The 23,784-nt window shown below is 66.2% G+C and carries 20 protein-coding genes and 1 riboswitch; of the genes, 10 read left to right on the top strand and 10 right to left on the bottom strand.

Annotated features, from left to right (window positions below; translation table 11 throughout):
- The 5 genes from VF167_04070 to VF167_04050 form a co-directional block, all read left to right on the top strand.
- Positions 1-1,113, top strand: a 1,113-nt coding sequence (locus VF167_04070; protein ID HEX6924575.1) for an ATP-grasp domain-containing protein, incomplete at its 5' end; no start/stop codon positions are given.
- 370 nt (positions 1,114-1,483) lie between these two features.
- Entirely contained in the window at positions 1,484-2,431 is a 948-nt protein-coding gene (locus VF167_04065) for a polysaccharide deacetylase family protein (GenBank protein HEX6924574.1), read from the top strand.
- Positions 2,428-3,627 carry a glycosyltransferase gene (locus VF167_04060; GenBank protein HEX6924573.1) on the top strand — a complete coding sequence of 400 codons (1,200 nt, stop codon included), beginning with the start codon at positions 2,428-2,430 and terminating at the stop codon, positions 3,625-3,627. The genes VF167_04065 and VF167_04060 overlap by 4 nt, the downstream gene beginning before the upstream one ends.
- Positions 3,624-4,799 (top strand): glycosyltransferase family 2 protein, encoded by a 1,176-nt coding sequence (locus VF167_04055; protein ID HEX6924572.1) that lies wholly within the window; start codon positions 3,624-3,626, stop codon positions 4,797-4,799. The genes VF167_04060 and VF167_04055 overlap by 4 nt, the downstream gene beginning before the upstream one ends.
- A 90-nt stretch (positions 4,800-4,889) precedes the next feature.
- Positions 4,890-6,035, top strand: a complete 1,146-nt coding sequence (locus VF167_04050; GenBank protein ID HEX6924571.1) for a glycosyltransferase family 4 protein — start codon at positions 4,890-4,892, stop codon at positions 6,033-6,035.
- 518 nt (positions 6,036-6,553) lie between these two features.
- Here VF167_04050 and VF167_04045 read toward each other — a convergent pair.
- Positions 6,554-7,288 carry a hypothetical protein gene (locus VF167_04045; GenBank protein ID HEX6924570.1) on the bottom strand — a complete coding sequence of 245 codons (735 nt, stop codon included), beginning with the start codon at positions 7,286-7,288 and terminating at the stop codon, positions 6,554-6,556.
- Between the two features lie 449 nt (positions 7,289-7,737).
- Here VF167_04045 and VF167_04040 point away from each other — a divergent pair, with 449 nt between their 5' ends.
- Positions 7,738-8,481, top strand: a complete 744-nt coding sequence (locus tag VF167_04040) for an endonuclease/exonuclease/phosphatase family protein (GenBank protein ID HEX6924569.1) — start codon at positions 7,738-7,740, stop codon at positions 8,479-8,481.
- Between the two features lie 277 nt (positions 8,482-8,758).
- On the opposite strand, the gene VF167_04035 is transcribed toward VF167_04040, so the two are convergent.
- From VF167_04035 to VF167_04015, 5 genes are all read right to left on the bottom strand, one after another.
- The gene (locus tag VF167_04035) at positions 8,759-9,475 is read right to left on the bottom strand and encodes a hypothetical protein (protein HEX6924568.1); all 717 of its coding nucleotides are present in this window, start codon (positions 9,473-9,475) and stop codon (positions 8,759-8,761) included.
- Between the two features lie 140 nt (positions 9,476-9,615).
- On the bottom strand, positions 9,616-10,386 hold the full coding sequence (locus tag VF167_04030) for a sugar transferase (protein ID HEX6924567.1): 771 nt from the start codon (positions 10,384-10,386) through the stop codon (positions 9,616-9,618).
- Positions 10,387-10,666: 280 nt separating this feature from the next.
- On the bottom strand, positions 10,667-11,767 hold the full coding sequence (locus tag VF167_04025; GenBank protein HEX6924566.1) for a HAMP domain-containing sensor histidine kinase: 1,101 nt from the start codon (positions 11,765-11,767) through the stop codon (positions 10,667-10,669).
- A gap of 3 nt (positions 11,768-11,770) precedes the next feature.
- Positions 11,771-13,237: a sigma-54 dependent transcriptional regulator gene (locus VF167_04020; protein HEX6924565.1), complete on the bottom strand. Its 1,467-nt coding sequence runs from the start codon at positions 13,235-13,237 to the stop codon at positions 11,771-11,773.
- 47 nt (positions 13,238-13,284) lie between these two features.
- Positions 13,285-13,854, bottom strand: coding sequence for a hypothetical protein (locus VF167_04015; protein ID HEX6924564.1), 570 nt, complete (start codon positions 13,852-13,854; stop codon positions 13,285-13,287).
- A 602-nt stretch (positions 13,855-14,456) separates the two neighbouring features.
- Between VF167_04015 and VF167_04010 the strand changes: the two genes are divergently transcribed.
- Both VF167_04010 and VF167_04005 read left to right on the top strand, forming a co-directional pair.
- Entirely contained in the window at positions 14,457-16,835 is a 2,379-nt protein-coding gene (locus tag VF167_04010) for a polysaccharide biosynthesis tyrosine autokinase (GenBank protein ID HEX6924563.1), read from the top strand.
- A 60-nt stretch (positions 16,836-16,895) separates the two neighbouring features.
- Complete coding sequence (locus tag VF167_04005) at positions 16,896-17,681, top strand: polysaccharide biosynthesis/export family protein (protein HEX6924562.1); 786 nt, start codon at positions 16,896-16,898, stop codon at positions 17,679-17,681.
- Between the two features lie 67 nt (positions 17,682-17,748).
- On the opposite strand, the gene VF167_04000 is transcribed toward VF167_04005, so the two are convergent.
- On the bottom strand, positions 17,749-18,012 hold the full coding sequence (locus tag VF167_04000; protein ID HEX6924561.1) for a hypothetical protein: 264 nt from the start codon (positions 18,010-18,012) through the stop codon (positions 17,749-17,751).
- 540 nt (positions 18,013-18,552) lie between these two features.
- On the opposite strand from VF167_04000, the gene VF167_03995 reads away from it, so the two are divergent.
- Together VF167_03995 and VF167_03990 are read left to right on the top strand one after the other, a co-directional pair.
- Positions 18,553-19,836, top strand: a complete 1,284-nt coding sequence (locus VF167_03995; GenBank protein HEX6924560.1) for a nucleotidyltransferase family protein — start codon at positions 18,553-18,555, stop codon at positions 19,834-19,836.
- Between the two features lie 166 nt (positions 19,837-20,002).
- A complete protein-coding gene (locus VF167_03990) occupies positions 20,003-20,302 on the top strand; it encodes a hypothetical protein (protein HEX6924559.1) in 300 nt (99 codons plus the stop codon).
- Positions 20,303-20,425: 123 nt separating this feature from the next.
- Here VF167_03990 and VF167_03985 read toward each other — a convergent pair whose 3' ends face one another.
- From VF167_03985 to VF167_03975, 3 genes are all read right to left on the bottom strand, one after another.
- The gene (locus VF167_03985; protein HEX6924558.1) at positions 20,426-21,319 is read right to left on the bottom strand and encodes an FHA domain-containing protein; all 894 of its coding nucleotides are present in this window, start codon (positions 21,317-21,319) and stop codon (positions 20,426-20,428) included.
- A 205-nt stretch (positions 21,320-21,524) separates the two neighbouring features.
- Complete coding sequence (locus VF167_03980; protein ID HEX6924557.1) at positions 21,525-22,286, bottom strand: sugar transferase; 762 nt, start codon at positions 22,284-22,286, stop codon at positions 21,525-21,527.
- Positions 22,287-22,394: 108 nt separating this feature from the next.
- Complete coding sequence (locus VF167_03975; protein HEX6924556.1) at positions 22,395-22,994, bottom strand: hypothetical protein; 600 nt, start codon at positions 22,992-22,994, stop codon at positions 22,395-22,397.
- 651 nt (positions 22,995-23,645) lie between these two features.
- Positions 23,646-23,732: riboswitch (cyclic di-GMP riboswitch) on the top strand.
- Positions 23,733-23,784 lie beyond the last annotated feature (52 nt).

Here is a 23,784-nt window from a genome sequence, read left to right as displayed (position 1 = left end):
GCGGCGGGGCACCACGTCGTCGTCTGCTCCACGCGCGCGCGATCGCTCGCCGGCGCTTCGCGCTTTGTCGCGGCGGAATATCAGGTACCGAACGCGCTGAATGAGCCCGGCGCCTTCGTCGAAGCGGTGAGGGCGATCGTCGACGAGCAGCGGATCGACACGATCATTCCCATCGCCGAGCCCTCGCTGCTCGCCCTGCTGCCAGCGCGGGAGAGCTTCTGCGGCGTGAGCATCCCCTTCCCCTCGTACGAGTCGTTCCTGCGCATCTGCGACAAGGGAGAGGTCGCGCGGGCCGCGGAGGAGGTGGGGATCCGTGTTCCCGCCCAGCGGGTGATCGCCTGCCCGGACCATACGGCCGAGGTCCTGGAGGACGGCCGATTCCCCCTGGTGCTGAAGCCGAGCCGCTCCGTGGTGGGAGAGGGGTCGCAACGGGCGAAGGTCTCCGTGATCCACGTGGACCGGGCTGAGGCGCTCGGCCCGGCGCTGCAGCGCCTGCCCATCGCGGCTTTCCCCGTGCTCGCGCAGGAGCGCATCGTAGGGCCGGGCATCGGGGTGTTCGTCCTGCTGCGGCATGGCAAGCTGGAGGCGGCGTTCGCCCACCGTCGGCTCCGGGAGAAGCCGCCCTCGGGTGGGGTCAGCGTGCTGCGCGAGAGCGTCCCACTCGACCCCGAGTTGCTCGACCGCTGCGTGCAATTGCTCCGGCGCTTCGACTGGGAGGGAGTGGCAATGGTCGAGTGCAAGCTCTCCGAGGCCACCGGCATCCCGTACATCATGGAGATCAACGGCCGCTTCTGGGGCTCGTTGCAGCTCGCCATCGACGCCGGGGTGGACTTCCCCACCCTCCTGCTGGCGGAGCGGAACGGCGCGCCGCCGGTGACGCAGTACGCCCACGGGGTCCGCCTGCGCTGGGAGTTGGGCGACCTCGACCACCTGCTGGCGCGGCTCCGCCGCTCGCCCGAGGAGCTCGCCCTGCCACCCGGGGCTCCGGGACGGCTACGCGCCGCGCTCGATTTCCTCGCCGCTTTCGGACCGCGCAACCGTCCGGAGATCCTGCGCCTCTCCGACCCCCGCCCCTTCGTCCGCGAGCTGGCCGACTGGCTGCGGGGCCGTTGACCTGTTGCGCCTGCGCTTCACCTGCGCGCACCCACCGACACGCCGCGCGGACTCCATCTGCGGATCGCCCCGAAACCCTCGTCAACACGTGCTCTTGGGGATCTCTGCGGGGGCATGTGTCTTGATCGTGGGCCGCGCCGCTCGCCCTCGACGGCTGCCGGCGACGGCAAGGAACCGAGGACGGGTTCCATCGGCACCCTGGATCAGACAGACGGTAGATGACGGCCAACCACCCACAATCGCCGGCGGGCAGCCGGCCAGTCCGAGCTCGAAGCAAGCACGTCGCGCTGGCGCCGGCCAGGTCTATCCCGGAAGGCCGCGGATACACCCTGCGTGGGGGTCCACTCCGGGCCATCGCGGAGCTGAGCCTGTGAGCGCCGCGGCCGCCACTCGCCGGCTGGCCCTGAGCTCGGCCAAGCGATTGATCGAGCGCTCTCTCGTCGGCGCCGGCCTGCCGAAGCTCGCCCGAGCACGTCGCCGCGCGGACACGCTCGTGCTCGCGTACCACAACATCGTCCCGCGCGGCGAGACAGCGGTCGGCGACCTCAGCCTGCACCTTCCGCAGAGCGCTTTCGCCGACCAGCTCGACGCGCTGCTGGAGACGCACGATATCGTCCCCCTCACCTCGATCCTCGAGGAAGGGGACGGAAGCCGCCCGCGTCTGGCGCTCACCTTCGATGACGCCTACGCGGGGACTGTCACCGCGGGGATCGAGGAGGTCGCCCGCCGCGGCCTCCCCGCCACGATCTTCGTCCCGCCTGCCTTCGTGGGCGGCGGCACCTTCTGGTGGGACGAGATCGCGGACACGCGCTCGGGCGAGGTTCGGCCCGAGGTGCGGGCGTACTGCCTCTGGGAGCTCAAGGGCCGCACGCCCGCGATACAGGCGTGGGCTGCAAGCGCCGGGATCGAGAGCAATGCTCTCCCCGAGCACCAGCGATGCGCCGAGGAGTCCGAGCTGGTGCGCGTTGCCGGCGTGCCAGGCCTCACCCTCGCCGCTCACACCTGGAGTCACGCCAACCTGGCCGCGCTGGAGGCGGACGAGCTGGAGGAGGAGCTGGTACGCCCGATGGCGTGGTTGCGGGAGCGTTTCGCCGCGCCGCTGCCCTGGGTCACTTATCCGTACGGGCTGCACTCCCCCGAGGTCGAGCGGGCGACGATCGCGGCCGGTTATCGCGCCGCCATGCGGGTGGACGGGGGATGGCTGCTGGGGCCCCGTCCCACGGCGCCCCGCTCCGCCCTCCCCAGGATGAACATCCCCGCCGGCCTGTCGCTGCGGGGGTTCACCCTGCGCACCGCGGGCGTGAAGCTGCGGCCATGACCGGGACCCTCGTGACTCCCATCCCCGAGGCGTCCGGTCGCGCTGATCCCTCGCTGGAGGAGAGCGCGCGCCCCGACGCCCCGCTCTCGATCGTGCACCTGACGGCACCGGCGCCCTTCGGGGGCCTGGAGAGCGTGGTGCTCTCTCTCGCCTCAGGTCAGCGGGCCCGCGGACACCAGGTGCACGTCGTGGCCGTGGTCACGCCGATGGAGGCCGTCCATCCGTTCGTGGCGGCGCTTCGGGAATCCGGGGTGCCCGCCACGCAGCTGAAACTGCCCGCCCGCGCCTACCTCGACGAGCGCCGCCGCATTGTGGCGATCTGTCGCGCGGAGGGCGCCCAGGTCGTCCACACCCACGGCTATCGCTCCGACTTCTTCGACTCAGGCGTGGCGCGAAAGCTCGGAATCCCGCGGGTGAGCACGGTACACGGCTTCTGCGGAGGGAACTGGCGCGGACGGCTGTACGAGTGGCTGCAGGTGCGCGCCCTGGCGCGCTTCGACGGCGTTATCGCGGTCGCGGCGCCGCAGGTGGATCGCCTGCGGGCCGAAGGGGTGGATCCTCAGCGCATCCACCTGGTGCCGAACGCCTGGGCCCCTACCGAATCGCTGCCCGCGGCGGAGGCTCGCGCCGCGCTGGGGATTCCCCTCGACGTCCTTCACCTCGGGTGGGTCGGGCGACTGAGCCCTGAAAAGGGCGCCGACCTCTTTCTCGAGGCGCTGGCGCTGGTGCCCGATCTTCCCCTGGTAGCCTCCATCGTCGGCGATGGCTCGCAGCGGCAGGCGCTTCAGGAGCGGGCGGCATCGCTCGGCCTGGGCAATCGCGTGCGCTGGCAGGGTTCCCTGCCGGCAGCTGGCCGGTATTTCCGCGCCTTCGACGGCTTCGTCCTGAGCTCGCGCACCGAGGGCACGCCGATGGTTCTCTTCGAGGCGATGGCGGCGCGAACGCCGATCGTCGCCGCGGAGGTGGGCGGTGTGCCACACGTCCTCTCAGCGAACGAGGCTCTGCTGGTCCGACCGCAAGACCCCGGCGCCCTCGCGGCGGCGCTGCGCCAGCTCGCGTCCGACCCGGAGGCGGCCCGGACCCGTGCCGAGCGCGCAAAAGCACGCCTCGAACACGACTACGGCATGGACCCGTGGCTTGATCGGCACGAGGCGATCTACCGACGCCTCGTCACTCACTCACATAAGGCCCGATGAACACCTTTGCCCTGGTTCTGGTTGCTCTGCCTCTGCTGCTCGGCGTCTATGCATACGCGGGCTATCCCGCGCTCCTCTGGCTGCTGCAGAGAACGCGACGCGAGCGGCCCGTGGCAGAGCCCGAGGAGTGGCCGCGCATCAGCATCACCGTTCCGGCCTACAACGAGGAGGCCCAGATCCGCGGCACGATCGAGTCGCTGCTGCGGCTCGACTATCCCGCCGACCGGCGCCAGATCCTGATAGTCTCCGACGCTTCGACCGACCGCACCGACGACATCGTCCGCGAGTACGCCGACCGCGGGGTGGAGCTGCTGCGCATGCCGGAGCGCCGGGGCAAGGGGGCCGCGGAGAACGCGGCGGCGCAACGGCTCACGGGGGAGATCATCGTCAACACCGACGCCTCCATCCGCATCGCGCCGGACGCCCTGAAGCCGCTCATCGCCCGCTTCACCGATCCGCGCGTGGGGCTCGCCTCCGGACGCGACGTCAGCGTGGCGCACGTGGAGGAGGATGCCAATCGTGGAGAGTCCGGCTACGTCGGCTACGAGATGTGGGTGCGGAAGCTGGAGACCCGCATCGATGGGATCGTGGGGGCATCGGGGTGCTTCTACGCGATCCGCTCGCACCTGCAGCGCATTCCCCTGCCGGAGCACATCAGCCGCGACTTCGCGGCGGCCATCGTCACCCGGGAGAACGGGTACCGCGCGGTTTCGGTGGATGAGGCGATCTGTCTGGTCCCCCGCACCACCTCGCTGAAGCAGGAGTACCGCCGGAAGGTGCGCACCATGACCCGAGGGATGGGCACGCTCTGGTACAAGCGGGCGCTGCTCAACCCCTTCCGCTACGGCGTCTTCGCCTGGATGCTCTTCAGCCACAAGGTCTGCCGCTGGTTGGTCCCCTGGACCCTGCCGCTGGCGCTGGTCGGGCTGGTGATGCTGGCGCCGTCCTACCCTGCGGCTGGCTTCGGGCTGTTCCTCGCCACCCTCGGCGCGGGCGCAGCCGTCGCCGGCTGGGCAGTCGCCGACCGCCCCCATCCGCCACGCTTGCTGGTGCTGGCTGCCTTCGCCGCCGCGGGCAACCTGGCTGCCATTCACGCCGGCATTCGCGCGCTCAAGGGGCAGACTAACGCGCTGTGGGAGCCGACGCGACGCGAGGTCGTCGTGCAGTCCTAGCGGCACCCGGCTGCTGACAGGCTCGTATCCTTAGCCAAACATTCGGCACAGCCGCACCTCGCGGCTGTCTCCATCGAGGCAAGTTTACTGATGTCATTCCCGATATTGGTCGCCCTGCACACGGGATCGAAAACCGGCTATGCGATCGCACCACTTGAAAGAGCATTCTTTCAGATGGCGCAACATCTCGTGGAGGACGACACAAAAATCCACTTCGCCTACCGAAATCTCGAGCGCGGGCGACCCGACACGCTGCCCGAGAACTTTCACAATATCGTCAGCCTCGATATCAGAGACAGATCGCGGGTGGAATTGGGCAGGGTCGAAAGCTACGTACGCTCCCACGGCATCCGGACCGTATTCGCATTCGACGCTCCGGTCGCATTGCCATCCTACGGACCAATGCGCAAGGCAGGAGTCCAGCGCATCATTTCGTATCAGGGAGCTCCGATGAGCTCTATCTTCCCCCGATGGAAGCTTGCGCTGAAAAAGCTCGAGGTCAGGCTGCAGCGCCATCGTCCCGACCACTACATCTTCGAATCGGAGGCGATGCGCGCAACGGCGGTCGAGGGTCGCGGCATTTCGCGCGACGATACTTCCGTTGTCTACTTGGGCGCGGACACCAACCGTTTCGCTCCTCGCGCGCGCGGCTACGCTCACGCTCAATTCGGAATCCCGGGCAGTCGCCTTCTGGTCGTATTCTCCGGACATATGGAGCCCAGGAAAGGTGTGCACGTCCTGATCGAGTCGTTTGTTGAGCTCGTTGACCGGAGGGGAAGAGAGAACGTGCATTTGCTGGTTCTCGGTAACCAGCCTGGCCAGGAGCGAGCGTTCGAAAACCTCTACGTAGGCAGCAAAGCCGAAGGACACATTACCTTCGGCGGATATCGGAACGATGTCGCCGATATTTTTGGGTCGGCAGACCTGGGAGCGATCGCCTCCACAGGATGGGATTCCTTTACGATGTCCTCGGTGGAAATGGCTCTTTCCGGCTTGCCGCTGCTGGTATCCAACCTTCAGGGTCTCGCGGAGACGGTCGACGACGGCGTCACCGGCTACACCTTCCCTCCGGGAGATGCAAGGCGTCTCGCGGACCTCATCGAGCTGTTTACAGACAACCCCAACCTTCGATGCAAGATGGGGCGGGCAGCTCGGAGGCGAGCTGTGGAAAGGCATTCCGTGGAAACTCAAGTAGCGGAGCTGGCGAAGCTGGTTCGCGCTGTCTGTGCCGATTGACCCTCGCCGCACCGCCGGCCTGGGGAGCGCGTTTGCGTCTCGCATGGTAACCCCTGCCGAGTTGCCTGGCACTCCGCGCACATCGGGACGACCGAATAGTCGGCCAGCCACCTCCCGTCAACATCCCGCCCGCAGCTGACACCAAGGGGCGGATCGACTACACCGATGAGGCTCACCTCCACCTAAGTTGGCTGCACTTCGGATCCGCTCCGGCGTACTCCAGCGTCTGCCACCGGACTTCAGGCAGCCACAGTCTCCTTCTTCACATCCTGCCACGTTCCCCTTCCCTCAGGGAAATTTCATCTGTTTTACTAGACGGAGCGGAACCCCAGCGCGATAGGGCAAGCGTCCAACTCGCGCGCACCGTTGCGCCACGACAGAACACCTCTTCGAGTAGCACGCGGCGAGGAAAGACATGGCCGGGGCGACACTGACCGCCCCGGCCAACATAGGAAATTCTCTAGTATGGTTAATCCTGGCGCAGCGGGAAGCTCAGGGCACACTGCACCGTGCGCATATCAACCGCTATAAACCCTGATCGACAACGAGCCGATATGGCGCTCGATATAGTGCAGAAGTGCGTAGATGAAGACGGCGACACCTGTCATTTCTAACGCCTCTTCCGCGGTCCAGAACAGAACGTTCACGAAGTTTCCCTGTCCGCGGGTTTCCACCCAAGGTCCTACCAACATCTCGACTCCCAACGCCCCAGCAAGGAAGGTAAGCGCGGAAAGTATGAACAAGGTGCGCGTGAAACGCGGAAGCGCGAGTACGAACCGCATATAGACCACCGCAAGCACTCCGATGAACATTAATCCCGGAACGACCCAGGCCCAATAAAACATGCCGCCCGCCCCCAACCACCGTCTGACAGGTGATGTCAGCAGTTCGTGGAAGGAGGCAGCCTCATCCATCGAGAGCCACAGGAAAAGGGCAGATAGACCGCTCCAATATCGCCACCAGGAGTCACCCGTTTGCCTTGCAAAGCCGGAAATCGCCGCCAACAGCACGCAGATCGTAAGCAGCGTCCCCGAGGAGTACCACGATGGAACGTTCCCCTCCCCATCGAGCGCGAACCGGGGTACGAATCCAAATACCCAATCGTGACCCAAGTAGAACTTCGATAGCTGTCCGAGTGTGCTTGCCGTCACAAGCAGGGCAATGCAAACTCCGAGTATTTGAGTCACCTTCTTCACGGATATTTGTATCGTGACCGTGCGGGTACTTGGATTCCGGATTTCAGTAGAAGGCATGCGCGTGAACTAATGCTGTGTATCCAGGCGGCGGCCGACAGGTACCCGCACCGGGAGGTTTGTAGTTGAAAGTTGACGATGCCTCATGCGAGGCGGGCTTGGGTGCTTGCAACCGATGTGCGCGTCTCCGGAGCCCACTGCGAACCATGCAAGTCATTGTTTAACAAAGCGTTGTGATTATTTTCCAGAGTGCATCCAGAAATGACACGTCGCGGTGTCACGACGTCTGTGGAGGGCCTACGACAAGACTTCGCATGGGGGGGAGCCGACGGCCACGTTCAATCGGCATTGATTGGCGACTTGCAGAACGGAAAATGAACGCCAGGAACCCACAATCGTCCGCTGGCATTCAAGCAATCCGAACCCCATATGGGCACGTCACGCTTGCGTCGGTCAGGCTGACAACGGAGCCTCGCGTGCAGCACGGGCGTCGCCTGCCTGCTGAACCCGTGAGCGCCGCTGAAGTGGGAGCCTACCCGGCGGGAAGTGGTTGCCGGGACGTAAGCCGGCGCATGCGTCTGGTCACCTGGAACTGCTGTCGCGGCCGGTTCGAACGGAAAGTGCCGCTGCTCGCCCCCCTGGCGTTCGATGTCGCCGTCGTCCAGGAATGCTCGATCCCCTCGCAGCCGGACGCTTCCACCCTCTGGTTCGGGGACAATCCGACCCAGGGGGTCGCTGTTGTCGCAACGCCCGAGTACGAGCTCGCGCCTCTCGCTACCGACCTCGAGCTACCCCGGTACGTGATCCCGGTACAGGTCAGCGGACCCGTCTCGTTCCTGCTCCTCGCGGTGTGGACGCATCGGGAGCCGACGTATGTCGACCCGCTGCTGCGCGCGATCGGGCTGTTTGGCGACCAGATGGCGGCGCAGCCGACCGTCGTCATGGGAGACTTCAACTCCAACGCCTGCTGGGACCACCAACACAACCCGGCGAGAAACCACAGTGCCCTGGTCGCCCGCCTCCACGAGCTCGGCCTCGTCAGCAGCTATCACTCCTGGACTGGCAACGCGCACGGAGCCGAAGACCACCCCACCTTCTATTTCCGCTGGCGCCAGCACGAGCCCTTCCACATCGACTACTGCTTCGTTCCGCAGAGCTGGGCGCCAAAGCTCACTTCGGTGAGCGTGGGCGGCTACGAGAAGTGGTGCCGGGCGAGCGATCACCGGCCTCTGATCGTCGATGTTGCGCTGTAACGCCTCAGCCCGGGCAATTCGGTCCGAAGGCTGGATGGCCGCTCGCAGGCAATGCGCTTGCGGGACGCTCCAAATGGGCACCTTCACGGAATCGCTTGTCCGCACAACGGACGGCCTTTTCATTCTCTGCCCTTCCGGAAGCCATGACCCCCTGAGGTCTTGCCTGATCTCAGGGGGTCGTTTGATTTGAACGTCCTCAAGGTTGCGCCGCCGATCACCTCCGCATTCCGCTTACCCAAACGACTGGATCCAATGGACTGCCCGGCGTAGTTGGCCGTCACGCAGCCCTTTGGGGCTCCGGGTCTTCTGCCAGTTCCAGAGTCACGACTCCGGCCCGATCCTCCAGGTGGCGAAGCAATGCGTACATGAACATTGTCACCCCCAGCATCTCCAACGTTTCTTCGATCGTCCAGAGCAGCGCGTATACCATGTCCCGCCCGTGACCTTCGAACCAGGCACCACCAGGCATTTCGACGCCGATCGCCCCACCCACATAGAGAGCTGCCGAAAGAATGAAGAGGTTGCGGATCGATCCAGGAAGGGAAAGCACAAACCTGACATGGATCAGTCCCACGAGCGCCACGAACAACATCCCGGGAACAACCCAGGCCCAATAGAGGAGACCTCCGACGCCCAGGACTTCCCTCACTGGATCGTCCGCCAGCTCGTGAAGCGACGCGATCTCATCCAGGGAAAGAAGAACGAAGAGTCCCGCCAGACCGAGCCAGTGCTTCCACCACCTGTCGCCTGAGCGCTTGGCACCGACCGCAACCACTGCTAGCAGCTGGGCGCAAAGTAGCAAACAGATCGACGCAAACCAGGAAGGGACGTTGGCTTCGCCATTGAGGGAGAAGAGATCCACAGACGTGCGCACGTACCGGTTATTGAACCTGTACGTAGCTAATTGCCCGATCGTGCTTGCCAGTAACAAGGCAAGCACGATCGCAAGAAACGCTTGGGCGATTCGGCGGGAACGCACCGCGATCGTATGCATGTCGCTACGGTGCTGGGGGGACCGTGCGCGACGCATGCTCTACAGGAAGGCAAGCGCCTATGGGTCAGTCAAGCATCCATGATCTGTCGCGTACAACGTAATGCGCTCTATCTTGCGAACTGCTAGAACGGGATGGTCCCTCAGATCGCTCCCTTGCGGAACAGCATCACCGGCACCGTCCGGAAGAGGATCCGCAGGTCCTGCCAGGGCGAGCGGCTGCGTATGTACTGCAGGTCATAGCTGACCTTCCGCCGCACGTCCTCGAGGCTCTGGTCGTAGTGGTGGTTGATCTGCGCCCAGCCGGTGATCCCCGGCAGCACGCGCTGCCGCAGCGGGTACTCGTCGATCGCCTCGCGCAGGTTCATGAAGATGTTGGGCTGCTCGGGACGCGGACCGACGATGTTCATGTCCCCCTTCAGCACGTTGAACAGCTGCGGGAGCTCGTCCAGCCGGTATTTCCGCAGCACCCGCCCGAGCGGCGTGATGCGGCTGTCGTTCGGCTTGGCCCACACCTGGACCTTCGCCTCGGGGTCCGCGCGCATCGTGCGGAACTTATAGATGGTGAAGAGCCGTCCGCCGTAATCGACCCGCCGGCGTCCGTCGCCATTCCCGTTCCGCGGGTTGCGCCGGTCCACCCCCACGCGCGTCTGCTGGTAGATCACCGGCCCGGGGGAGGTGAGCTTGATCAGCAGGGCGATCAGCAGCATCACCGGCGCGGAGAGCACCAGCAACACCGCCGCGATCACGACATTCAGGAGCCGCCTGGCGCGCTCGCTGGAGTTCATAGATCGATCGAGCTCAGAAATGACCAGCTCGGGCCGCACGACCGCGAGCCCTGCATGCGAAAGCGTACGAAGCGTCGGCTTATAGTCGTGTGCGTTGGGGATGGCGGTTTCCACAGCCGGGTTCATGCGTGAGCTCCAGAAAACAGGTCGAACGACACTTGAGGAGGCTCTCGGTTGAAGGTTGACAATGACTCACGTCGGGCGGGCAAGGGTCCTTGCAACCGATGTGCGCGGCCCAGCAAAGCCCCCGAAGAACACGCAAGACATTGCTGCACAGCGATTTGAGAATATTGGCGCAAGGGGTGCCCCGGGGTGCCGCGTCGCGGTGTCACGACGTCTGTGGAGGGGCTACGACAAACCTCGCGCGAGCGGAGCGACACGTGGAAAGCCGCGCCGACGAGGTTCGTCAGGCGGGAGGAAGGGTCAGGGTGAAGCGGAAGGTGGTTCCCGCCCCGGGGGCGGTCTCGTAGCGCAGCTCGCTGCCGAGGGAGGTGAGCAGCTTACGGCAGATGGTGAGCCCCAGCCCGCGACCGCTGAAGCCGGCATGGGCGGTGGAGCCGTCGAGCCTCAGATCCAGGGCGAGCTGCTGAAGCGCGGCGGCGTTGAGACCGGGCCCGCTGTCGCGTACGGAGAATTCGACGCGCTCCCGGTCGAGCTCGCGCGCGCTCAACGCTACGTACCCCTTCTCGGTGCAACGCAACGCGTTAGTCCCCAGGTTCAGCAGGACGCGGCTGAGCGTAAGCGGCGGTCCGATCCGGCGATCCACTGTGGGCAGGTAGGTGCGCAGCTCGAGTCCCCGCGTCTCCGCCATCGGCCGCAGCATCGTCTCTACGGAGTCAAACAGCTCGGCGATGGAGAAACGGCTCGGCTCCTCGCCGCCCGCTCCGCGCCCGCGGACCAGCTCGATGACGTCGTTCGCCAGCGCGCTCACCCCGAGCGCGGCGCTGTACACCAGCCCCAACTGCCGCCGCTGGAGATCGGAGAGGGCGCCGCTGGCGCCCCGGTGGAGGGTGTCCGACAGGAAGAGGATGGAGGTGAGCGGCGAGCGCAGGTCGTGCGCGAGCTCCATCAGCAGGTCCATCCCCTGGAAAGAGGCGAGCAGGCTCGCCAGCCGGGCGTTGTCCGCCCCGTCGATGGCGCTGCGCACCCGCTCGAATCCTCCGAGAACCGCGAGCATCTCCGCGGGAGATGGCGCGGGTTGGGTGCGCTGCCACTCCGCGATCGTGTGCGTGCGGAGCTCCTGCACGATCCAACGAATCAGCGCGGCGTCCCGCGCGCTCAGCCCCTCGAAACCAGGCGAGCTATCGTCGGAGAGAACGGCCTCCACCACGATGGGCAGGTGCTCCAACAGCAGATCGCGGGTCTCGGTCGAGATGGTGGGGTTGTCCCGCAGCGTGCGAGTGAAGTGATCGGCCGCCGCCCGCACGTGACCATCTCCCCGCGTCCGGCTCGGAGCGGGGGGATCGTCCGTACCGAGGGAACGGTCACGATCAGGAACGCGGGGCACCGGTCAGCTGGCTTTGATGACGGTATTCCTCTGCAGGCCGTGCTTCTCCATCAGGCGGTAGAGGGTCGTACGGTCGACCCCCGCTAGCCGCGCCGCCTCGGACATGTTGGCGTTCGCCCGGTCGACGAGGCGATTGAAGTAGCTCAACTCGAACTCCGTGATCACCTGCTCGCGCGCCTGGTGGTACTCGGCCTCGATGGGCACGCTGATCTTCAGCGCCTCTCCCGAGTAGCCGGAGCTGAGGGCGTCGAAGTCGTCGTCCAGGTAGGGAAGATCGTCGGGCTGCACCTCCGCGCCAGGCTCGAGCAGCACCACCGCGTGCTCCATCACATTCTGGAGCTCGCGCACGTTGCCACTCCACGGCCGATCCTGCAGCGACCGGATCGCCTCCTTGCTGAGGGTCGGCACGGGGGAGCGCTTGTCCCGGTGCCGCTTCCAGTACAGCGCGAGGAAGTGCTCTGCGAGCAGGGGGATGTCCTCGCGCCGCTCGCGCAGGGGCGGAACCCGGATCGGCACCACGCTCAGCCGGAAGAAGAGGTCCTTGCGCAGCACCCCCTCCTCCACCGCCTGCTTCGGGTTGCGGTTGGTGGCGGCAATGAAACGAACGTCCACCGTAGCCTCGACCATTTCGGCACCCACGCGACGAACCTGACCATCCTGGATCACGCGCAGGAGCTTCGCCTGGATGGTCGGGCTCATCTCGGTGAGCTCGTCGAGGAAGAAGGTCCCTCCGTTCGCAGTCTCGAGCAGCCCCGGCTTGTCACGCACCGCGCCGGTAAAGGCCCCCTTCACGTGCCCGAACATCTCCGACTCGAGCAGCGTCTCGGGGAGAGCGGCGCAGTTCACCGCCACCATCTGCTTGCGAGCGCGGCGGCTCCGTTGGTGGATGAACTGGGCGATGACCTCCTTGCCCGATCCGCTCTCGCCCGTGATGAAGACCGACGCGTCCGTGGCGGCCACCCGCTCAGCGAGCTTGATGACCCGCTGAAAGGCGGGGGACTTCCCCAGGAGCGCGATGCCGTCGGACTGACCCGTCGTATCGGGCGCGGAGAGGCCCTCGGCCTCGCGCGCGGCTCGGGCCTGCCGAGCCGCCTGCACCGTGTGCCAGGCGCGGCCGAGCAGGATCTGCAGGTGCGTGGCGGTGAAAGGCTTGGCGAGATAGTCCCAGGCCCCCGCCTTCAGCACCTCCATACTCGACTCGAGGCTCGCGTTGCCCGTCATCACGATCACGAGCGTTTCCGGCCGGATCTCCAGGCAGAGGCGGAGGAGGTCACGCCCGCTCACGTGCGGTATGTGCAGGTCGAGGAGGACGATGTCGAAGACGCCCCGTTGCAGGAGGTCGCGCGCCTCGTCCCCGCGGGCGCAGCTCACCACGTCGTAGCCCTCATGCGTGAGCACGCTGACGCAGCTCTCACGAAGGGTATCCTCGTCCTCGACAACCAGCACTAGGGGGGCGCGTTCAGCTTGCACGTCGGTCTCCGGCGCGATGTCTCAAGGGTAGCAGTGTAGGCCGCGGATCACAGCCACGCCGCCCCCGGAAAGAGGTCGGTGCTGCTCGCGGCGGCGCCCCGCGATTGCTCACCGCGTGCCAGCACGGCCGGAGGGGTCCGATCTTCCAGATCTGGAACGTGATACAGGATTCCGAGCTCCGTTTCACCTCCACGCGTGTGCTCGAAGCTCTTCCACCACTGCCCCTGCGGTGCCCATTCCAGGCGTGCTTCGGAATCCATACGACGGCAAAGCTTCCCCTCCCCCACTGCTACGTCCGCCCAGAAAAATTGAAGATTTCTACCGTCTGCCCCCCACGCGCAGATTGTCTTGCCCCCGAACCAGACACCGTTGTCGAAGAAGCGACGGGCGCAGCGCGAGACCAGCGCCGTCTCGAGGCCCGCAAAGCGAGCCAGCTTCACCACGTTGTGCTCCGCCTGCAGACCCGCGAGCAGAACCAGAGCGGTCCGTCCTTTCAAGCTCTCCAGGTCGAGCGCGGGGTCGAAAGACTGCAGCAGATTCCGCAACTCTCCCCGTGATCGCGCGACGACCGGTGGATGGGCACGCCCCCGCGGGGCGGACGAGATCGAGAGAGTCATATCGCTTTCTTCAGCAGTCGGATCCGGAAGACGGACAACGGCGCAAGACAGAGTCTTCCGCCGATCACCACGAAATCGGCCCCCGTTTGCCTCGAACGGGGAAAGGAGGGAGCAAATCCCGGGATTTCGATCCCGGGATCGCCCGGAACGGAGATGGACCGATCAGCAAAAAGCCAGCAATCTGGCCGGGGAAACCCATTGACGGCGCTCCACGTGTTGCACCGCCGCTACGGAGGAGTTTCGGAGGGTGAGTCGCGAAAGTTGAGTGGCCCGCCAGAGTCGTCGAAACTACAAAGATCCCGTACGTCATGCAACGGCTCCTCCGCCCCTCGCCGCAAGACTCTTTTTGAGAAAATTCGGCACGTCCGGGTCACCCATCGTCGGCCCCGTCCGCGCCCGGCAGCAATCGTGACGAATTCGAAACGATTGTAGCGCATCCGCCACATCGCTCCGGTTGATCTGGACGGGCACTCCGACCGGGAGGGGGCCGAAAGCACTGCAACGGTGGCCGTTCCGGGTGAGCCGGGACCCGGCCCCCGGCTTGCTAGGACTGCCGCGCCGCGGTCCGGCGGAACAGGTTCATTTTCGAGCTGCACGCATCCATGTCGACGACTACACCGGGCTTTCCGATCCCCCCGTCTCCCCCCGATCAGCCGGGGTGGCAGCCGCCGCTGGATTTTGCGGACGAGGAGGCGGACGATCAGCCGGGATTCTCGATTCGGCGGTATCTCTCCGCGGTGATTCGCTACAAGTGGCTGATCCTCGGCCTCACCATCGTGGGGAGCGCCGCCGGGATCGTGCTCTCCCAGATGAGCACGCCGATCTACTCCACGCAGACGACGCTGTGGGTGGAGGTAGGCAACCCGCGAATGGCGCAGTCGGGACCGATCCGCCCGGCGCAGCTCCTCGAGAGCACCGCCTGGCTGGACCTGCTCCGCTCGTACACCGTGCTCGACAGCGTCGTCATCGAACGACGGCTGTATCTGGGCGCGCGTCACGAGGACCGGGAGGCCTTCTCCACATTCGCTCTCGGGGAATCGTTCCAGACCGGATCATACCGCCTGGTGGTGGATCCTGAGGGGAAAAGCTTCGTGCTTACCACCGCCGACGGCGCGGAGGTGCAACGTGGCCGCATGGGAGACCCGATCGGGGCCGCCGTCGGTTTCGATTGGGTGCCGCCCACCGGAGAGCTCAAGCCGAACCGCACGATCGAGTTCTCCGTGCGGAACCCACACCAGGTGGCCATCGGGCTGAGCCAGCGCATCGTCCCCAACATGGACCGGGAGGGGAACTTCATTCGTCTGTCGATGAGTGGTCCCGACCCGGAAGAGATCACCGCTACGCTCAATGCCGTAGCGAGCCGCTACGTACGTATCGCTGCCGAGCTGAAACGAGCGAAACTGGACGAGCTGACGGCGATCCTGGAGGAACAGCGCCGGTACGCGGAAGACAACCTCCGCCAGGCGGAGATGGACCTGGAGAGCTTCCGGGTCAACACCATCACCCTGCCGACCGATCAGTCCACTCCGGTGGCGGCCGGCCTGGAGATCACCCGCGATCCGGTCTTCAGCCGCTTTTTCGACCTTCGCGTGCGGCACGAAGACCTGCGGCAGGACCGCGAGGCGATTCTGCGCGTGCTCGAGCAGCTGAAGCGCAACGAGGTGACGGTCGAGGCGCTCGGACTCATCCCATCAGTGCAGGCCTCTCCCAGCCTCAGCGCGGCGCTGACGGAGCGAACCAACCTGCGTGCCGAGCTACGGGCCCTACTGCAGCGCTACACGCCGGAGCACCGCTCGGTGCGTGACCTGACCGAGCGGGTAATGGCGCTGGAGACGCAGACGATTCCCACGCTCGCCGCGGCGCTGGCAGCGGAGTTGGGAGAGCAGCAGCGCGACCTCGACGGGCAGATCGCCACTGCCTCCACCGAGCTGCGGCAGATCCCGCCGAGGTCGATCGAGGAGGCCCGGCTGGAACGTCGGGTCGCGATCGCCGAGAACCTCTACACCACCCTGCGCCAGCGCTACGAGGAGGCACGCCTCGCGGCCGTCAGCAGCATTCCCGACGTGCGCGTGCTGGACGAGGCGGCCGTGCCCACGGCACCCACCAGTGACAACCGGACGATGCTGATGCTGCTGGGCTTTGCGGGAAGCCTGGGGCTCGGGCTCGGATTGGCCCTGGTGCTCGATCGGTTCGACCCGAAGGTGCGCTATCCTGAGCAGGTCACCCACGAGATCGGTCTGCCGATCCTCAGCGCCCTTCCCGAAGTGCGCAGGAGCGGGTCGAAGAAGGACGAGTCGCAGGCACAGGTAACCGAAGCGCTACGAGAGCTCCGGCTCAACGTGATGCACGCTGCGGGGGCGGCGGGCCCGCTGACGCTCACCATCACCAGCCCTGAGAGCGGCGACGGCAAATCGTTCGTGGCCTCGAACCTCGCCGCCTGTTTCGCCGAGCAGGGCTACCGCACGCTGTTGATCGACGGCGATATCCGGCGGGGAGCTCTGCACCGCTCCTTCGAGACGGTCCGTACCCCGGGACTCACCGACTACCTCGCCCAGCGGGCCACCTTCGAGGAGATCCTGCACCCGACACGGCTCCCCATGGTGCAGTTGATCACCGCGGGGACGCGTATGGCCGCGGGTCCCGAGCTGCTGGGCAGCCGCTCCATGTCCGAGCTGATGGCGAGGGCGCGGGCGCAGTTCGACGTCATCCTCGTGGACAGCCCGCCGCTAGGCGCCGGCATCGATCCGTACGTGCTCGGAACCGTTACCCGAGATCTGCTGCTCGTGCTGCGCACGGGGAGCACGAACCGGGCGTTTACCGAGGCCAAGCTCGCGCCGCTGTCCAGGCTGCCGGTGCGGATTCTGGGCGTGGCGCTGAACGGGACGCCGAGCACAGACGTCTACCGCTACTACTCGTACCTGCCGGGCTACACGGCGGAAGAGGAAGAGGTGCCCGGCGCCCTTCCCGTTCTGACGAGCTAGCCTTCCGGATCTGACGAGCCAGATCGAAGTCGATTCACTTTCAGAGACACCATGGTCCCCATGCGACTCGCTCGTGCCCTGATGTTCGGCGCCACCGCCATCGCGCTGGTGGCGCTTCCCGGCTCGCTCTCCGCGCAGGCGACGTCCGCGCCCGAGGGTGGGGATCTCTACCTCTCCCGTGACGCGCTCCAGGATCGTCTGGCGGAGTTCGAACGGATCGCTGCTTCGTCCTCCTACCCATCCGACGAACGGAGTCGCGCCCGCGCCGAAGCCGACCTGCTGCGCGAGCGACTGGCGAAGGGGGATTTCAAGGTGGGTGATCAGATCTCGCTGCGGGTGGCGGGGGAGGACTCGCTGAGCCAGACCTTCACGGTGAGTCGCGGGCCCGCACTCGATCTCCCCGCGATCGGCACGATCTCGCTCGAGGGGGTGCTGCGCTCCGAGCTGGAGTCGCACCTGCAGCGCGAGCTGGCGAGGTACATCCGCGACCCGCAGGTGCGGGCCCGGGCGCTCTTCCGCATCACCATCACCGGCGGGGTGGGCCAGCCCGGCTTCTACGTGGTTCCGTCCGAGGCGTTGCTGACCGACGCCTTGATGTCCGCGGGCGGTCCCGCGCCGGGCGCGCGGCTGCGGGAGATCCGGGTCGAGCGGGATGGCAAGGTGATCTGGGGGGGTGAGGCGCTGCAGCGGGCGATCACCGAAGGCCGCACGCTGGACCAGCTCAGCCTCCAGGCGGGCGACCACGTGGTGGTGCCGGAGCCTCGCGGGGGTCCCCCGATGTGGACCTACATCGCCACCGGGGTATCGGCCCTCGCCGCGATTGCTTCGCTGGTGCGGGTGATGTGAAGAGGATAACAGTAGGGGCGGTCACAACGCCGCCCCTACTGTTAAGACACAAAGACGCGTTTCCTCCCTACGCCACCGCCGGCGGCACCTCCGCGCGCAGACCCTCCGCTATTCTCCGCTTCTCCTCTTCGTGGGCCACCAGGCAGGTGCTGCCGCACACGACGCACTCCCCACACCCCCTCCACATCGGATCCGGGAAGGCGTTGTAGAACTCCTCGTTGATGAAGGGACCACAGTAGCCGCGTGCCTCGCAGATCCTGCCGTAATTCTCCAGCGCCTGGTGCAGCCCCCGCACCGGGTGCCTCTCGCGAGGTGGTTGATGTGTATCCACGGCGGCCTCCGGGGTAATGCTCGATAACGGTGGGCAATCACCCCAGGGGCAACGGCGGTGCCACCCACCTTCCGAAGCCCCGAAGAGTGACCGCTCCGCTCGAACCGAACGCCTTGCCACCAAAAACGGGCCGGAGCGCGCGCGCATATGTCGTGCTTTACCAACCTCTTACAGGACTCGCATCGCTCATCGCGGGGAGCTGCCGCACTACCGCCGCACCGTCGGTTCGCCGCCTCCACATGGCGCGGCCACCCCGCGCTCCCGCGTGTGCTTACCGGCAATTGTAGTCGATCCGCAACACGAACGGCGGCTCCCGGCGAACCCCCTCGGCTGCGGGGGTTCGCCGACAGCTGTGGAAACGGATCGACAAGCATGCTCGCGCGGCCGCTCGCGGGCCACCGCGAAAAAATCTCGATTTTCCGCGCCGCCCTCCGGCTCGCGAGACCCTGTCGTGCGAGGTGCGGCGATGCACGCGGAAGCGCGCAGGGTTTGCATGACTCTTCTTCTACCACCCGACCCGTCCACCTCCGTTCCCCCGCGATGATCGAGGCCGTCCCCGATTCCCTTCCCCTTCGCACCGAAGCGCGCGTTCTCTTCCTCACCGCCGCGGGTGACGCGGGTCAGCACGCGCTCCATCCTCTTCTCCAACAGCCCCTCGACTGGGCTTACCTGCGAGAGATCGGCGCCATCGAGGGGGCACACCCGGAGCTCGGCCGCCGCATTCGCGCGGCCGATCCGACGGCCATGCCCGCAGAGGCGGGGGAGAGCTGGAACGCGGTGGAGCGGCTGGCGGGGTTCCGTATGGCGCACCTCGAGCAGCGCCTGCACGACGCGCTCGCGCTGCTAGGTGAGGCCAGGATTCCGGTGGTGGTGCTGAAGGGCGCCGCCCTAGCGCTCGCCGTCGATCGCTCCTTCCAGGCGCGACCGATGAGCGACGTCGACGTGCTGCTGCGCCCTGAGGATGCGCAGCGCGCCTGGCAGGCACTGCAGCAGGCGGACTGGATGTCTCTGGATCTAGATCCTTACATGCAGAGAATCTACGCCCGCAAGCACCACCTACCGCCCCTCTTCGACGCGCGCGCGCCGACGCTCGAGGTGGGACTTGAGCTGCACACGGAGCTGTTCTCCACCTTCCGCAGTCCTTTCCGCCTGGACGCCGAAGCAATCTGGCGAACCGCGGTAGGGGGGCACGACCTTCCGTCGCACGTGCGGGTGCCGGACCCCGAGCACATGCTCCTGCACTGCTGCCTCCACTTCGCCTGGTCCCACCTGCTGCGCAAGGGAGCCTGGCGGACGGTCCACGACATCGCAACGCTGAGCTGTCGAGGAGCCATCGACTGGCAACGGTTCGAGCATCTTGCCAGGGCGACGAACGGGGCATCCGCCTGCTTCTGGTCGCTCCGCATGGCGGAGCTGCTGGGAGGCGTACCGATGCCGGCAGGTCTGCTCGCGTCACTGCGGCCGGCAAGCTCGCGGCGGCTCAGCACGGCGTTCGAGCGCCACTTCGTGCAGGAGGCGCTCGCCACGGAAGCGCGCTGCCCGTCGGGCCACTTGCGACGCGCGCTCTGGGTGATGGCAATGCGGCCGCGGGGCAATGGACACGGCTCCCGACGTCCCTGGACGGCGGGAATCCCTGACGAGGATGAGAACGGAACCGACACCGCTGGACCCCTTCCCTCCAAGCAAACCGCACGAGCCTGGGCCGGCCCGGGTCGGCTTCTCGCCTGGGCTGGCTATCTCACCTCGCTCTCCCGCGCGGGTTCTGATGAGCGCACTCGCGCCGTGGCCTCGCCAGCCGTCCCCTCGGCCTCGCGACAGGCCTGACTACTGGCTCAAGCAGCGCGGTGGGGTGTAGCATACCACGGATTCTCGCGCCATCGTAGGGAGCCGTCGCGCCTGGGTTGCCCGGGCGTAACCGAGCGCGCGTGGTGAATGCTGCGGGCTCCTCATGAACGTCCATCGCCGCACCGGTCGGCATCGATCGATAGCTGTGAAGCCGCCCCACAAGCCTCGGGACGAGCTCGACCCGGAGGTTCGCGATCAGGTCGTCGCTTTCCTGCGTGATTGGCTTCCGGAGCGTGCCCGAGAAGTCTACCGCGAGATGATCCTGAGGGACCCGGAGGGCTGGCATCGGGATCCGCACTTTGCCGGCGGGATCATCCTGGAGCACGCGCTGCGAGGGAACGGGATCGATGAGCGGGCGCTAGGGGTGCGGGATCTCACACCACTCTGGCCTGACCTGCTCCGCCGGGCGGTCCTGGAGCCCGACCACGAACCGGAAAACGAATAGCTCCGGACGATTCACTGGAATCGCCGGAGCCTCTTCTTGCCGTCATACCCAGCTTTCCGCTCAGGTCTCCTGCCGATACCCCACGACGGAGCGACGACCTCCGAGCGGTCGGAGACCGGGGGCTCAGTCCGTCCCGCCGGGTGATCTCCCGTTGAAGTAGCGGAGCACCACCTCCCCCAGCTCGATCTGATCACCGTCCACCAGGACGTGCGACTCCCCTTCCCCCGATAGCTCGCGTCCTCCAACGCGGGTGGGGTTCGTCGTCGAGCGGTTGACCAGCGTCCACTTTCCATCGACGTACCGCATGGACGCATGCACACGGCTGACCGTTCCACCGCGGATCTGGATGTGACTGAGGTCCTGAGCGGGCGCCCGCCCCAGCGTGTACTCCGGCACACCGGGGCGGTTCGGCTTCACGAACCGGATCTGCATACCCGCGTCCGGCCCCGCCATTACATCCAGGCGTCCGGGAAGAAGCTGCATGGTGACGGCGTTCGCCGCCTCGTCGAGCTCGTCGTACCGAGGCGGTATGGGTGCCGCCAAGGGTCGCCCGTTCGGCGGGTTAGCCGGCCAATCGGGCCGCTGCAAGGGGACGCGCCTGGGCGCCAGGGGCGTGGGCGCCGGGTCGAGGGCCACCCGCCTGGGCAGCTCCGGCTGGATTGCGGGCTCCGGGGGCTCGGCGACGGGCGCGGCGCTCAGGGGAAGCTCGGGTTCGAGCTCATGGAGGGGCTCGCTGATGTCCCTGGAGGGCGACCTCGCTTGCTGGTCCACACGGGGCGGCTCGCGCCGCGTCGCGAATCGGTCCGCGGGGTCACCGACCGCGGGTCGATCGCGGCGCAACTCCGAAGGCGCCGTATAAGGGTAGACGAGCAGCGGCTGCGACGAAGCCGCACGGTTTCGCCGACGCAGACCACCCTGCCGATAGAAGCGACGGGCCACGATCGCCAGGACGATCGCTAGCGAAGCCAGCAGCAACCAGTCGCTGCCGCCGATTGCCGCGAGAATGGGTAGTGACATTCTTCAGCTTGACCTGCGGCAGGAGGGCCTTTCAGCCCAGGGGGAGGGCATCGCCCTCGACCTCATGATCGCTGCCCACGCGAAAAGTGACTCATCGAAGCCGATCACGCGCTCCGACGAGATTGCATTGAAATGCCTGGAGGGGCAAGGGGTATGCCGCGCGGAGGGGCGGACTCCGGCGAGATGAGCCGGAGTCCAGGGCGAATCAGCGCGCCCCGCGGCCGAGGAAGACTACCGGGATCGTGCGAAGCAGAATACCCAGGTCCTGTCGGACCGAGATCCGCTGGATGTACTCGAGGTCGTACTCCAGCTTGGCGCGGACGTCGTGGATCGACTCGTCGTAGGGCCGGTTGACCTGCGCCCACCCGGTGATGCCCGGCAGCACCCGCTGCCGCATCGTGTAACCGTCGATCTGCTCTCGCAGCGTGAGCACGATCTTGGGCTGTTCCGGTCGCGGGCCGACGATGTTCATGTCGCCCTTGAGCACATTGAACAGCTGAGGCAGCTCATCCAGGCGGTAGCGGCGCAGGATCCGCCCGATGGGCGTCACTCGCGCATCGTTCCTCCCTGCCCACACCTGGTCGTCCCCGCTGGAGGGGACCATCGTGCGGAACTTGTAGATCGTGAACAGCCTCCCTCCGTAGTCGACCCTACGGCGGCCGTTGCGGTTGGAGTTGTTGGGGCGTCGCCGATCCAGCCCAACCCGGGTCTGCTTGAAGATGACGGGACCCGGCGAGCTGAGCTTGATCAGCACCGCCAGGAGGATCATGAGGGGGGCGGCCCCGATCAGGCCGACCAGGGCGAGCAGGACGTTCAGCGCGCGTCGCAGGGACTCGTTCCAGCGCGCGAGGGCGGGGACGGTGAGCCCGGCCGCGTCGGCGAAGTCCTTCGCCGACACCACGGAGAAGCGTCCCGCGAGAAGCGCGACATCCTGCGTGGGGGGATGTGGTTCCAGACCGGAATTCATGGGTTGATGCGGGAGTGGGCAGCGGGAGACGGCGGAGGGACAGACCGTCGCAGAAGCGGGATTGCAATGGACGTGCACGGGGGGCCCTGCCCGCCGAGCGTGCGGAAGTCATTGTGTAGACAAGAGTTTCATAATCGGACGGCGGCTCGGCCTCGCCATCTCTGAAGGGGTGCTCCCACGGCTGTTGTGGGAACGAACCGACACGGAGGCAATACTTTCCGCCATCTCGCCGCCTTCGACGGCGCTCTGGCTCACGAGCGGTGATGACGAAACGGGCGCGCCTGCCGAAGCTCGGAGCTCCACCTCCACCTGCGAGATGTTTGAGTCGGCTGCTCGAGCAAAGGCCTGGACCGCTTCCTCAACCCGGATCACCCTGAGCCCCCTCTCGAGGAGCCGTTCGCGCAATGGCTCGGTGGCGACAATTCCCAGCGCAGCATTTTCCAGCACCTGCGGGGGAATGCCGTCGTCCTGCAGCTCGCAGTACTCAACGCCCCACACGTCGACACCGACCGACTTGACCACGGGATCCAGCATGCGGTCCAGCAGCTGCCGCGGGACACCTCGCAACAGGAGCGTCACCGGTCCCCATTGGCTGGCCCGATACGCGATGGCGAGGAGCCGTGTCTGCAGCTCGAGGGGAGCGTCGCTGGTCACTTCGACGACAGTGCCGAGCGGCCCGATCGCAACAGTGGGTACTGACTCGGCCATTGCTCACCACACCTTCAGAGGGTGCGCGTTTTGATCCGCAGCGGTTGGGTTATCGGGCCCGTTGCCGGAATGGAGGACCGACATCCCGGGTGTGGAGGCGGGAACCAGTGCGGAAGGCAGCATCATTGTACATTCGCCGACCGGACAATGCGGATCAAGCGCTCACGGTCCGGAAATTGTAAGACTACTACTGACTTCCGCTGCCGCTACACCGTTTTCTGAACCCCTCCTTCGTCGTTCGCGATGCTGCCATTCGTCTCCGCGCGGCGACGTCCAGGCAAGCCTTCTGGACAGGAATGACAACCGAAGATCTGGGACACGGGACAACCAGCTCGCCCCGTTGCATCAATGTTGAAGCAAATCCCGCTTGGATTCAGCGGCCCGCCAGGCCGTTCCCGATTTGTTACGGACTGTTTTTGCGCCGACTAGCACTATAGGCTGAGCCGTCATTTCGTAGCCTGGAGGCAGCTTCTACAATGAACCGAAGCCGATTGACGTGGCTGCTGCTGGTCGCGTGCTGCGTCCAATTCCCGCTCCTGCAAAAAGTTGTCACCGCTGCCCCGACCGAGGCTATCGCCTGGACCGGGTCAAGAGGGTTGCGCTCTGCGGAGGAGGGCTTTATAGTGGGCGCCGCCCAGACCAAAAATTCAGTGCTGCTCAGAGCAAACTCGCCGAAAGGCGGGGACGCAGAGCTACGGGGCTACCGCGCACGTGCGCCACGCCCGCCGGGCCGCCAGCAACTCGACACCGCGTTGCTGGCGGCTGTTTTTTCGCGCGGGTCAGTTCCTCA

It is taken from the genome of Longimicrobiaceae bacterium, from assembly GCA_036375715.1.
GTDB lineage: Bacteria > Gemmatimonadota > Gemmatimonadetes > Longimicrobiales > Longimicrobiaceae > DASVBS01.
Note: the sequence above shows the minus strand (reverse complement) of the source record. Positions and strands in the feature narration are given on the sequence as shown.

What these genes read in the sequence shown, in the direction of transcription:
- VF167_04060 (HEX6924573.1), top strand. Translation starts at nt 2,428, where the DNA reads ATGACCGGGACCCTCGTGACTCCCATCCCCGAGGCGTCCGGTCGCGCT.
- VF167_04055 (HEX6924572.1), top strand. Translation starts at nt 3,624, where the DNA reads ATGAACACCTTTGCCCTGGTTCTGGTTGCTCTGCCTCTGCTGCTCGGC.
- VF167_04050 (HEX6924571.1), top strand. Translation starts at nt 4,890, where the DNA reads ATGTCATTCCCGATATTGGTCGCCCTGCACACGGGATCGAAAACCGGC.
- VF167_04045 (HEX6924570.1), bottom strand. Translation starts at nt 7,288, where the DNA reads ATGCCTTCTACTGAAATCCGGAATCCAAGTACCCGCACGGTCACGATA.
- VF167_04035 (HEX6924568.1), bottom strand. Translation starts at nt 9,475, where the DNA reads ATGCATACGATCGCGGTGCGTTCCCGCCGAATCGCCCAAGCGTTTCTT.
- VF167_04030 (HEX6924567.1), bottom strand. Translation starts at nt 10,386, where the DNA reads ATGAACCCGGCTGTGGAAACCGCCATCCCCAACGCACACGACTATAAG.
- VF167_04015 (HEX6924564.1), bottom strand. Translation starts at nt 13,854, where the DNA reads ATGACTCTCTCGATCTCGTCCGCCCCGCGGGGGCGTGCCCATCCACCG.
- VF167_04010 (HEX6924563.1), top strand. Translation starts at nt 14,457, where the DNA reads ATGTCGACGACTACACCGGGCTTTCCGATCCCCCCGTCTCCCCCCGAT.
- VF167_04005 (HEX6924562.1), top strand. Translation starts at nt 16,896, where the DNA reads ATGCGACTCGCTCGTGCCCTGATGTTCGGCGCCACCGCCATCGCGCTG.
- VF167_03995 (HEX6924560.1), top strand. Translation starts at nt 18,553, where the DNA reads ATGATCGAGGCCGTCCCCGATTCCCTTCCCCTTCGCACCGAAGCGCGC.
- VF167_03985 (HEX6924558.1), bottom strand. Translation starts at nt 21,319, where the DNA reads ATGTCACTACCCATTCTCGCGGCAATCGGCGGCAGCGACTGGTTGCTG.
- VF167_03980 (HEX6924557.1), bottom strand. Translation starts at nt 22,286, where the DNA reads ATGAATTCCGGTCTGGAACCACATCCCCCCACGCAGGATGTCGCGCTT.
- VF167_03975 (HEX6924556.1), bottom strand. Translation starts at nt 22,994, where the DNA reads ATGGCCGAGTCAGTACCCACTGTTGCGATCGGGCCGCTCGGCACTGTC.